Annotated in this window: 10 protein-coding genes; 1 reads left to right on the top strand and 9 read right to left on the bottom strand. The window is 27.5% G+C overall.

All coding sequences use genetic code 11. The features are described 5' to 3' along the window. Positions 1-9: 9 nt before the first annotated feature. Complete coding sequence (locus ACTG45_RS16955; protein WP_479919463.1) at positions 10-678, bottom strand: ABC transporter ATP-binding protein; 669 nt, start codon at positions 676-678, stop codon at positions 10-12. A gap of 1,136 nt (positions 679-1,814) precedes the next feature. Between ACTG45_RS16955 and ACTG45_RS16960 the strand changes: the two genes are divergently transcribed. After that, complete coding sequence (locus ACTG45_RS16960; protein ID WP_479919464.1) at positions 1,815-2,564, top strand: EFR1 family ferrodoxin; 750 nt, start codon at positions 1,815-1,817, stop codon at positions 2,562-2,564. A gap of 164 nt (positions 2,565-2,728) precedes the next feature. On the opposite strand, the gene ACTG45_RS16965 is transcribed toward ACTG45_RS16960, so the two are convergent. From ACTG45_RS16965 to ACTG45_RS17000, 8 genes are all read right to left on the bottom strand, one after another. Next, complete coding sequence (locus tag ACTG45_RS16965) at positions 2,729-3,094, bottom strand: ArsR/SmtB family transcription factor (protein ID WP_227859683.1); 366 nt, start codon at positions 3,092-3,094, stop codon at positions 2,729-2,731. A 15-nt stretch (positions 3,095-3,109) separates the two neighbouring features. Beyond that, positions 3,110-3,886: a nitroreductase family protein gene (locus tag ACTG45_RS16970; protein WP_479919465.1), complete on the bottom strand. Its 777-nt coding sequence runs from the start codon at positions 3,884-3,886 to the stop codon at positions 3,110-3,112. 448 nt (positions 3,887-4,334) lie between these two features. Then, positions 4,335-4,784, bottom strand: a complete 450-nt coding sequence (locus ACTG45_RS16975; protein ID WP_479917524.1) for a PTS sugar transporter subunit IIA — start codon at positions 4,782-4,784, stop codon at positions 4,335-4,337. After that, on the bottom strand, positions 4,774-6,681 hold the full coding sequence (locus ACTG45_RS16980; protein ID WP_479917525.1) for a BglG family transcription antiterminator: 1,908 nt from the start codon (positions 6,679-6,681) through the stop codon (positions 4,774-4,776). Before ACTG45_RS16980 ends, ACTG45_RS16975 begins: the two co-directional genes overlap by 11 nt. 221 nt (positions 6,682-6,902) lie before the next feature. After that, on the bottom strand, positions 6,903-8,798 hold the full coding sequence (locus tag ACTG45_RS16985; RefSeq protein ID WP_479917526.1) for a PTS fructose transporter subunit IIABC: 1,896 nt from the start codon (positions 8,796-8,798) through the stop codon (positions 6,903-6,905). 24 nt (positions 8,799-8,822) lie between these two features. Then, entirely contained in the window at positions 8,823-9,713 is an 891-nt protein-coding gene (locus ACTG45_RS16990) for a ketose-bisphosphate aldolase (RefSeq protein WP_479917527.1), read from the bottom strand. Positions 9,714-10,596: 883 nt separating this feature from the next. After that, complete coding sequence (locus ACTG45_RS16995) at positions 10,597-12,291, bottom strand: ABC transporter permease (protein WP_479919466.1); 1,695 nt, start codon at positions 12,289-12,291, stop codon at positions 10,597-10,599. Then, positions 12,284-13,285, bottom strand: a complete 1,002-nt coding sequence (locus ACTG45_RS17000) for an ABC transporter ATP-binding protein (protein ID WP_479917529.1) — start codon at positions 13,283-13,285, stop codon at positions 12,284-12,286. Before ACTG45_RS17000 ends, ACTG45_RS16995 begins: the two co-directional genes overlap by 8 nt. Positions 13,286-13,288: the final 3 nt, after the last annotated feature.

A 13,288-nucleotide genomic window follows, 5' to 3' on the forward strand; every position in this document is an offset into this window, starting at 1 on the left:
TATCACCACCTATTTTATAATAGTTCCATCTTTTATGCTTATAATTCTATCACTGTACTTTGCCATTTGGATATCATGAGTAACCATTACTATTGTAGTACCATATTCATTGTTTATATCCTTAAACAGCTGCATTATAGCATGACTATTAGTACTATCTAATGAACCAGTTGGTTCATCAGCAAATAGTATACATGGAGTGCAAATTAAAGCTCTTGCAATAGCAACTCTTTGTTTTTCGCCACCAGACAATTGTTTAGTATTGTTTTTTGTTTTTGATGTTAGACCAACTTTTTGAATCATCTTATCTACTATTTCACATTCTTTGTTGTCAGAAAAAATCAATGGTAATTTTATATTTTCTTCAACAGACATTGATGGAATTAAATTAAATGATTGAAATACAATTCCTATCTTTTTATTTCTATATTCAGCAAGTTGATTATCATTTAATTTTGATAGCTCCTCACCACAAATATTCACATCTCCAGTATAAGCTTTATCAAGACCACTTAAAACACTTATTAGGGAACTTTTTCCGCTACCACTAGCTCCCATTATAGAAACAAATTCTCCTTCTTCTATGTGTAGATTTATATCCTTTAGTATGTTAAGTTCTGTATTCAATAAGTTTACAACTTTAGATAAATTTGAGACCTCAATTATTGTTTTTTTCATAATATAATTTCCTTTCATATAAAACCTTTAAGATTAATTAAAACAGAGTATATAGGATACCTCTTTAATAAATATTCATGTTCTCCCATATACCATCTATATAGTCATTATCTAAAATGTAAATATTAGGTACATTTGTTATAGACGTAATTCTACAACAAATTATTATAATTGTCTTTTTCTTTAATAAATTGTTTAAAAAATACATAATCTCATTTTCATTTTTTTGTACATTCTACTTACTCATCCTTATTTAATTGAATTATATTAACATTATAACTAAATGTCAAACTCATGCTAAATCAACTATTTTAGGTTACACTATTATCAATACAATTTAAATTCTTAATCATCATCTAAGTAATATATTGACACAATCAAGTTCCACTCTTTAAATAATATATACATTAATAGATTATTTAAATCTGATGTCTTTTATAAAACAGTTCAACCTTTGTTTGGTCACTCTTACATTATCATAGCTATTGATATTTACACTTATGCTATGCAAGATAAAAAATAAAACTATATAGAAATTAAACACTGTATTCTCTTTATAAAGTAATTAGATTATTTAATTATGAATTAGTTTCTTTTTTGCACTTAATTTATATACTCAATAAATAATTGATTTCTCATAGAAGAGTATAAATGCATATTTAGAAAATAAAAAAAGGAATTTTTGATTTATACAATGAAGTAATTCTAGTTAATTCATCAATATTATTTTTTAATACTAACTCTTCCAGCTTTCTTCGATTGAGTTTTAAAATTTTATGAAAGTTAACTTTAATTAATACTTAATGCTATTTTTTTGAATTTCTTGTATCAATATAAATAAATATACATTAAAAAAATATCTTATTATATAGTCTATTTTACACCTTAGTTAATACAAACTATCTATTAGATTAATAAAATCTATATTTTCAAATACATCATTTAAATCATTATAAATTTGACCTTAAAATTTAATGGTAATCAAATTCTTTACCAATAAATATAAAAAAGATTAATGTGCTATAATTTCTTTAACTAGTAAATTTTATATTTATTATAATGCAATATATTCATAAATTACTTTATTACAAAAAAATATTAAAGATTAACATAAAAAATAGTTAGGAGATATAATTATGATTTTATATTTTAGCGGTACTGGTAATAGCCGATATGTAGCTCGCAAAATTGCACAAGAATTAAACGATGAACTAATATCATTAAATCAACTTATAAAAGAAGAAAAAACAAATGACTTAATATCAACAGATAAACCATTCATATTCGTATGTCCTACTTATGCATGGAGATTGCCAATAGTAGTTACAGATTTTATAAAAAGAACAAAATTTTTAGGAAACAATAAAGTTTACTTTGTAATGACTTGCGGAGGAGATACAGCAAAAGCTGTAAACTATATTCAAAAACTATGTAAATATAAAGATTGGCAACTAAAAGGCATGGCAGAAATTAAAATGCCAGAAAATTATATAGCTTTATTTCCAACAACAGATAAAGAAACCTCAAAACAAATGATTAAAGAGGCAGATAAACAAATATATAAAATTATTTCTGATATACGTAATGAAAATGAATTTGAAACCATTACCCCTAGTGGCTTAGGCGGTACAATTAAAAGTGGTATAACAAACATAGCTTTTTATAAGATAATTGTTCATGCCAAAGGATTTCACTATACTGATAAATGCATTGGCTGTGGAAAATGTGTAGCACTATGTCCTTTAAATAATATTAATTTAAAAAATCAAAAACCAGATTGGGGAAATAACTGTACTCATTGTATGGCATGTATTTGTGGTTGCCCTACTGAAGCTATTGAGTATAAAAATAATACTCAGAATAAAGAAAGATACTATTTAAAATAATACATTTTTGCCATTTAAACCATTATAAAAGGGGCAGTCTCAAGATTGAGATAAGCCCCTTTTTCATTGTTAAAATCATAGAAATATATTTGATTTCATACAAAAAAGAGAACCTCATGAACTAAAAAGTTAGTTTTGAGATACTCCCTTTTTGTTAAATTATTTTACTCACCTTTTCTTACATCATTTTCACCAATATGTTGTATTCCAATAAATATAAGATTTATTAATTCTGTTAGTGATTTCCATTGTGATTCTTTTGAGTCAAGATAATAGTAGTTTTTTGTTCCTTCTCTACGTACATTGACAATTTCTGCTTCTTTCAATATTTTAAGATGATGAGATACAGCAGGACGAGAAAGATGTGTTTTTTCTGTAATTTCTCCCACTCTTATTCCATTAAAATCACTCTCTAGAAGTGTAATTAAAATCAACTGTCTAGTTTCATCACCCATAGCAGAAATAGCTTTACGACATTCTTTAAATTTAGATGTTATTTCTTGTATTCTTTGTTGACATTCTTTTTCCATAAAATCCTCCACTTCTTATAAGTACTTAACATTTGCTGATTCTTTTTGTGCTGTACGTCTATATTTAACATCTGGATATCCAATCACTAGTGTCATAAGTACATGATCCCTGTGTTTTAGACCTAAAAGTTTTTTTAACTTTGGTGAATTATTTGCTACATCTGAAAAATATCCACTAAATAAAACTCCTAGACCATAAGATTCTGCCATTAGTGCCATATTTGATGCTGCAAGTGAACCACTAATCTTATCTTTTGTAACTATAATTATTGCAGTAGGAGCATTCTTGAAAAAAAAGTTACCATCAATCGAAACTTCCTTTGAATATTTAACAACTATATTTGCAATAGGTTTTATTTTTCTAAAAAATTTCACTGCTTCCTTTTCATATATTGCTTTTTTATTATCCAAAACAATATATGATACATCTTGTGAATTTTTAGCACTAGGTGTATACCTACCTGCCTCAATAATTTGCTTTACAATTTCTGGAGAAACTTCTTTATCTTTGAATTTACGAATACTTCTTCTAGATTTAATTGCCATTAATAATTCATCTGAGTCTAATTTTGGCCTATTTGTAAGTTCTATTGGTGGTTCATCAAACCCTGTCAGTGTAATAGCTTCTTTTGGACAAATCGCTGCACAATGTCCACACATTAGACAGTCTTGATTTTTAATTACTGATTTTTTATTTTTTATATCTATATTATTTACTGGACAATCATTTTTGCAAAGTCCACATCCAATACAAAGTTCTTTATTAACTTCAATTATATGCTTATATCTCATATGCTTTTATCTACCTTTCGTTCATTAGTTTAAACTATTATAACACGTAGATATTTTTTATATTCATTGGTAAAGAATTTGATTACCATTAAATTTTTACCATCTCTATTACACAAGCTTTTCATAGATTTTAAAGCATTATTGTTTTCATATAGTAACTTTCTTTTATTTAAGCCTAATAACCACCTTCATAACTTGATACATATTTAGAATAGGCACCTATAACAACACATTTTATGTCTTTATGGGTTAAGTTTTGAAAAATCCTCATAATTGTTATCTTTCATTTGTAGTTATAACAAACAACAAAAAAGCACATCCCCAATCAGATGCACATTTTAAATAAATATATTTTTTATAAAAATTATAATCCATGTAGATTTCACCAGGTTCTTTTATATTAATTCAATATCCAAAAATAAATTCAAATTTATAGTTTATATAATATTTAAGCTTCATAAAACACATCTAGTATTTCTTTTTTAGTATGTGCATTTAAAAGCTTTTCACTTACATATTTACCACCTAAAATATAAGCTATTTTAGATATTAATATTATATCCTCATTGCTTTCAGATTGTGGCATAGCAAACATAATTATTACTTTTACAGGCAAGCCATCTATACTTGGCCAATCTACACCTTCTCTAGATTTACCTATTACTACAGATACTTTCTTCACATACTTTGTCTTTCCATGTGGCATAGCCATCTGATAACCTATACTTGTAGAGCCTATTTTCTCTCTATGCTTTAGTGATTTTATGAACTTGCTTTTTGAAGTTATACTTCCTTTATCGTATAATTTATCTACTAATTCTTGTATTATGCCTTCTTTTGTAGTTGATTTTAAGTCTAAAATAATACTTTCTTCGCTTAATATATCTCTAATTTCCATTTATTTTCTCCAGTACATTATTATCAAATAATATTTTAATATCCTCTTCTCTTTCGCAATCTATTATATAATTTACATAGTTTTTTTGCCTATATAGATTTGATACTTCAATCAGTATATGCTTTAAAAAACTATGATTACTAGTTTCTAAATAAAGATTAATCACTCTATTAACATTATCAACATTCATTATTACCTTATTTACTTTACTTTGATTGCATATATATATATTTAAATCTTTTCCTAATGAGATAGAATCATATTTACTGCTTAAATTCATACCTATTAAACTTCCCATCTGGCTTACATCAAGATTAAAATATATATTATCTTTTAAATACACTCCTAATAAATTTGTATCTAAGTTCATACTCTTCCTAGGTTTATTAAGTAAAGCATTTTTTATATTATTGATATCACTTTCCATTAATAGCACTGATACAACTATATGTAATTTGTCTCTCAAATCTAAATTTACAGTAGATATTACAAAATCTACATCATCTAAATTTCGCTTATTCAACTGATGCATAGGAATTATATCAACTATAGTCCACTCAGGAAATTCTCTTTTTAATCTAGCTGCAAGAAGCTGAGATGTTCCATATCCTGTATTGCAAACTACTATTACTCTCTTACTACTCATATTTCTTTCTATAGCCGCTTGAAAATATGTAGCAATATACGAAACTTCATCTATACTAATATCCTTAAGATTATAATGTTCTTTCATAATGTTTATAGTCATCATGCACAATCCCAATACCTCCGAAAATCTCTCTTGTATCTCTTCTAATAATGGGTTTTTTATTTGGATATCATATCTTAATCTGTTTAACATGTGCCTTACATGAGATACTAGACTTTTTTGTAATAGTTCATCATCTCTAAGACTTATATTTAAAAACTGTGACATATTCTCTATCATTATAGATGATACTTTTTCACTGTCACTTAATATATATGATTCATCATTGCAACTCCTATTACTTTCGCTACTAAATCCAGATGATACTAAATAAATATATATATATTTAATTTCATCTTTAGTTATTTTTACTCCATATCTATTTTCTATTTTACCTATAAGTGTAGTGACTTTTTGATATACTAACTCATCCAAATTACATATGGAAACTTCCTTTTCTTCCTGAAACTCTATTTGATTACCTTCTTTAACTCTCTTTAAACATATAAGTATATGCGTAATTAAATTTATATAGTAGGGCTGACTTATAACATAGCCTAAATTGTTTTCCAATTCTGTAATTATAGTTTCTACAAATATGATGGAATCAATATCAAATAAATTTATCAATGCACTAAATGTAGCAGAATCTAATCTTGTTAACTCAGATATATCATGCTGTTCATAATTTTCATCTAATAAATCATCTACCATCTTAGCAATCGATTTCCTTATATCTACTTCTTTACCTATAATTTTAGTTCCCTCTAAGGTTTTATTAAGTTTTAAATTATATTCTTTTATCCATTCCTCTATATATTTAAAATCATTTACTATAGAAGTTTTACTTACATAATATTTATCCGATAACTGATTTATTGAAGTTATATTACTTGAATTTAATAATAGATATTTTAAAATTTCCATTCTTCTTTGCTCTACTGATAAAGATTTATTTCCCTTTGGTTGTATATTTAAACTATTAATTAGGTCTATATTTTTCTTTGCTGAAGCTTCGATTAATATTCCACAACCTCTTTTTATATCAATTTTTATATTAAAAGTTTCTAGATATATCTCAATAATCTTCAAATCTTTTTGTAATGTTTTGTCTGATACATTTAACTTATCTTTAAAGTATTTTATAGGTTTATATTCATTTTCATTTAATATCAATTTAAGAAATTCAATTTGTCTTGATACAAGCATACTTATGCCCCCTACCTATTTTTTGATATTTCTATTAAGTACCATTTTAGCATATTTTATCACTATGTAAGAATACTAAGATACTTCTGTATCATAAAAGAATTTATGATACACTTTACAAAATTAATATAATATATAATATAATTTCAAAATAAAAAGTAAGGATATTGAGATGTAGCTGACTACTTCTCAATATCCTTATTTTCAATCTTATTTATAATTTAAGCGCTAATTAATTCAAATTCACTACTTTCACTCTTTACAGTAGGTTTTGTTATCCCTATAATTAATGTTGTTATTACTGTTCCAGCTAATATGCAAGCTATATACGCAACTGGTGCACTACATGCAAATGGTATTACAAATATTCCTCCATGTGGTGCCATCAAGGTTATATCTAAACTCATACATATTGCCCCACCTATACAAGAACCAATTATATTTGCTGGAATCATTCTTAATGGGTCTGCAGCTGCAAATGGTATTGCTCCTTCTGTTATAAAAGATGCACCCATTATAGCAGTTGGCAGTGCTGACTTTCTTTCTTCTTTAGTAAACTTATTTTTAAATATTAACATAGCTAATGCTATTGCTAATGGAGGTACCATTCCACCTACCATTAATGCTGCTGATGGTTCAAATACATTACTAGAGAACATAGCTAATCCAAATGCTGAAGCTGTTTTATTAATAGGACCTCCCATATCTGATGCCATCATTCCTGCTAATATTGCTCCTAATAATATTTTATTAGTTCCAGACATACTTTGTAACCATGACTGTAAAGCTTCATTTAACCATGATGCTGGCGTATTAACTATGAAGAACATTATAGCCCCACTTGTGAATGCAATCAACAATGGACATATCAGTACGGCATTTACTCCCTTTAATACATCTGGTAAATTTTCTGTTATCTTCATTACTCCTAAAGCTATATATCCTGTTGCGAATCCTGCTACCATACCCCCTAGGAATCCTGAACCTCCAATAACTGCCATAAAACCAGCTATCATAGCAGGAGCAAAACCTTGCCTTCCAGCAATTGATTTAGCTATAAAACCAGCAAGTATTGGTATGAATAACTTAAATGCTGAGTCGCCTCCAAGTTGTCCAAAGAATCCAGCTATAGGGTTGTATGTTTCATGAGTTGGGTCTGATGCAAATATACCAAACATAAACGCTATAGCTATACCAATCCCACCTATTACTACAAATGGAATCATTTCAGATACACCATTCATTAAGTGTTTATAAATACCTTTTTTCTCTGACCCTTGAAGTATTTCTTTTGAATCTTCTAAAGTTTTTCCACCTGGCTTAATTTCTTTGGCCATGCCGTTTTCAGCATTTATAATTAGATTTTTTGCTAGTGAAACATTCTTAGCATCTGCTACTTTCTTTTGTAATACTTTTTTTCCTATAAATCTACTTGTTTGAATTTCTCTATCACAAGCTATTATCACGTACTCCGCTCTTTTTATATCCTCTTTGGTTAACTTATTTTCTATACCTATAGCTCCATGTGTTTCTATTTTAACTTCATATCCAAGTTCTTGTCCTGCTTCCTCTAACGCTTTTTTTGCCATAAAAGTATGAGCTATCCCTGTTGGACATCCTGTTATTCCAACTATAAGACCTTTACTTTGATTATTACTTAAATCTCCTGATTCTACAGCCTTACAATTAAATATATTTAATATTTCATATGGAGTTTCTGCATTTAGTAGATTCTTAATAAGATTTTCATCCATTAAATATGTAGCTAGTTTAGATATAATCTTAAGATGAGCGTCCAAACCTGATTCTGGAATTGCTATCATAAAAAATGACCTAAGTTTTTGACCATCATTATCCACAATGTCCTTATCTGTTCTTAAATACATCATCACAGGTTGATTTACTGCACTTGACTTAGCATGAGGAATAGCTATTAAATTTCCCATGTTGGTTGGTGATTCCTCTTCACGTTTATTAATATCAATTATGAACTTTTCTTTATCATTTATATACTTTCCATGATACAAATGATTTGCCATATAATCAATTACTTCTTTCTTAGTTTTAAATTGTTTATCTAATACAATACAATCACTACGTAATATTTGCTCTATCATAGACTCTCACCTCCTCGTAATTTATTATCCAATCACTAATTCTTCTTTTTGTGAAAAGCATTTTAATTTATCTATGTCATTGAATAAATTCATTTTAAACTCTATAACTTCCCTTGCAGCCTCTATACATTGTGGATATATAGCATCTGGTTCATATAAACTTGGATTTTGTTCTAATACTTCTCTGCACTTCTTATAATATGCTGATTTAACATCACTTGAAATATTTACTTTACAAACTCCTAGTTTAACTGCTTGTGCTATTTCTTCATCTGGATTTGATGAGCCTCCATGAAGGACTAAAGGTATATCTACTACTTCTTTTATTTCTTTTAATAAATCTAATCTAAGTTTTGGTTTAAACCCTTTTGGATATATACCATGCGCTGTACCAATTGCAATGGCTAGTGTGTCTACTCCTGTTTTTTCAACAAAATCCCTAGCTAATTGTGGATTTGTATATATTATTTCATCAGAACCACCTTCTCCTGATGTTCCAGTTGTCCCTATTGTGCCAAGTTCTCCTTCTACAGATACATTTAATCCTTTTGCTATTTCTACTACTTCTCTAGATATAGCTACATTTTCTTCATATTGTAAATGTGACCCATCAATCATTACTGATGTAAATCCACATCTTATAGCTCTTAATATTTGACTTTTATTTGCTCCATGGTCTAAGTGTATTACCATAGGTACCTTACTCTTATTTGCTTCTTCTATACAACTAGCTACAAAACTATCTTCTAGAAAACTTAACTCATTTGGGTGAATTGCAAGGATTACTGGTGCATTTTTTTCATTAGCACTCTGTACTACCGCTTTAAGTATTTGCCCACTCCCTATATTAAATGCTGGTACAGCGAATTGATTTTCTTGTGCCACTTGTAACATTTCCTTCATATTTATTAACATATTGTACCTCCTGATATTTTTAATTTTGATTTATTTGTTATTGGTTTTGTTATTGTTTATATTTAAATAATATCAGGGTAATAAAAGTCAGAAAATAACAATCGTTTTCCTTATTGAAAAGGAACTTTTATTATATATTCTTAGTTCCTTTTCAATAAGGAGTTTTTAGAAGTCTGTATCATAGTTAATTATATTTCTTAGGTACAACTTCTCTTCTTAACTGTTTTAACATGACTTATCTTTCCTAATTATTTATAATAATCAATTAGATAAATACAATTACAATGCCTTTAGTGTTTCAAATTATTACATTCTAACAAATTAATATTATAAACTGGAATAATAGTTCATAAAGCAAAGATATACTAAATTACAAAATTTTATGAAATCATTTAATGTCCTAATTTCTTAAAGTTATTTGTTATCAATACTCAATAAGCTTAAAAGCTGACTCTAATAATTACGGTTCTTTGTAAGTATTCATTTAAATTCTATCCTATAGTTATATCATCTAATTTATCAAAAGATATAAGGCATATCAAATATCCTACTTTTATTTACTAAAAAATTAACAGGCAATAATAACATATTTTATATAGATGTTATATTTTACATACCTATAGCTATAAATTTTAAAATACTAACACTACAGTTAATACTATATTTGTATCAAAAAATTAAAAAGATATTAGCTATTTAGCCAATATCTTTTTGTAGATTTCAATAGCAGATATGATTTATAGGAATCATACTCACAATTATCTAATTTTTTATTCACATAATCTTGACATAAAACACCAAAATTACACTCCTTAAGTTCAGTTCTAAGAAATGAAGAGACTTGGTTTTCTAACCACTAATTTATAAATTAGTATCTGTTATTTTATGTAAATCTTTTTTTATCCAATTTAAAAATTATTCCTAATGCTATATAACATATACCAATTACTAATACACCATAAGCCATAGATACTCCTATCTTAAATTCTTGCATATTAGTTACAATAGAAATTGAAATAGGTCTATTGTAAACGCCATAAAGCAAGGCTGACATTGTATATTCTCCAATTGTACGAATGAATACTAATATAGCTCCTGAAATTATTCCTGGCATCATATTTGGTATTATTACATTATAAAAGGTTTGTATCTTTCCAGCACCTAAACTCCTTGATGATTCTTCTAGTCCTAAATTTATTGACTTCATAGCAACTTCATTGGATGAAAATAGTAATGGCAAGGCATAAATTGTATATGCTATAGGTAAAATATAAAAACCACCTATTAAGGATTCATTAAAAGCAAATATACTTTTTTGATTAAATGTATTAATTAGGTTAACTGCAATGGCACTTGCAGGCATACTCCAAGGTAACATTATAATAAATTTTGCTAGTCGATTATATGTATTATCATTTTTAATTACTAAATATGATACTGGTACAGTAATTATCAATCCTAATGCCACTGCCATTAAAGACATTTTCAAACTGTTTAAAATAGGCTGTAATACACGTGATTTTTGGAAAATCATCTGGTAGTTTTCCAGTGTAAAGTCCCTAGGAAATATGGTTGTCATAATTGAATGTGTACTTACAAATGATAAGTATACAATAGTAATTATAGGAAGCATAATCATAATAATTTGTATTTCAATAATAATCTTACATACAAATGTAAATAAGTCTTTTTTTCTATTATCAACTTTATAACTTTGAGATTTTAGAGATGATACTACTCCATATTTTTTGCCATAATACTGTAACAAAAGCATAAATACAATTCCCATTAGTAATAAAGTAATTACTTGAACTGAGGCTATATCCATATGGTTATTAGCCTTAGACCTAACAATCTGAGTACTTAAAACTTTAAAACCACCACCTATAAGATTTGGTGCTGAGAAAGAACTAATACCTGATGCAAAAGTTATAATAGTGGAGGTTATAACAGCAGGTGTAATAACAGGCCATATTACATCAAAAAATACTCTTAGCTTTGATGCTCCCATTCCTTTTGCCGCCTCAACTGTTGAGTAATCCACATATTTTAAGGCAACATATACATTTAAATAAAAATACACATACTGAGTATAGGCAACCACAAATAAAATTCCCTTTAACCCACTAAAATCATAAGGTTTGTTGATAAAGGAGAGTAAAATTTCTATAAATTTTGTAACTATACCAGTTTCTCCATAAAGCTGAATACATGCAATTACCATAATTACTCCAGGAATCATCATTGGACTTAGTAAAAGAATATGTATTATTTTTTTGTGTTTATCACAAATAAATGTCATATATAAGGCAAGTGATATTCCCATAATTCCACATACGAATACAGAACCCAACCCCAAAATTATAGTATTACTTACTACCCTTAAATTATTAGTATTTGAAAAATATTCTTTGAAAACTTCAAAAGAATATCCACCTTCACCTTGGAATGCTTGTGCAAAAGTGTTACCTATTGGAACGATAATATATCCAATCAGAATCCAAAATAATATACTGTATAAAATAATAGAAATAATATTTTTAGGTGTGAATTTACTATGGTTTATTTTTTTAATCATATTGTTCACCTTGTAACACGCCTAAATATGCCATATCCCCTACGTTTAATTTATTACTATTATTCAGTCTATTAAGTTCAGTTACTTGATACTTTTTTCCATTATTTGATACTGTATATTCTAAAATTGGACCTAAGAAATTCTTAGATTCTACTTTTACTTTTACAAATCCGCTTTGGTTGGTATTTTGTAATAATACCATTTCTTCAGGTCTTTTATAAATATAGGGCTTTGTCTCTTTTTCAATGCTGAAATTGACATAATCCTCTTTTTCAATACAGTTTGAAGTACCTACAAAGTTTGCTACGAAATCATTCAATGGGCTTTTGTAAACTTCCATTGGCATACCAATTTGAAGAACTTTCCCCTTCTCCATTATAGCTATTCTATCAGAAATAGCTAAGGCTTCTTGTTGATCATGAGTAATAAATAAAGTAGTAATACCTATCTTTTTCTGTATCTCTCTTATTTCCTCTCTCATTTTGACTCTTAAAGCTACATCTAGATTAGACATTGGCTCATCTAATAAAAGCATAGTAGGCTCAGTAGCTAATGCTCTTGCTACTGCTACTCTTTGTTGCTGTCCACCAGATAATTCATCAATCTTTTTTTTCTTAAAATCTTTCATTCCTGCCAATTCTAAATAAGTATCACATTTTTCCACTATAATTTTTTTAGATAACTTTTTTATTTTCAATCCATAAGATACATTTTCTTCTACAGTCATATTTGGAAACAGTGCATAGTTTTGAAAAACAGTCCCCATATTTCTATTTTCTGGTTCTAGATTGGTAATATTCTTATCACCAACATAAATACTTCCAGAAGAAGGTTTTATAAATCCACCAATTATTCTTAAAATAGTTGTTTTACCACATCCAGAAGGGCCTAATAAAGTAAAAAATTCTCCTTCCTTAATGGATATATTAATATCATGTAATACTTTTTCTTTTCCATAATAATGATTAATTTCTTTTAATTCTATATTCTTCATATC

Source organism: Clostridioides sp. LIBA-7602 (assembly GCF_056688945.1).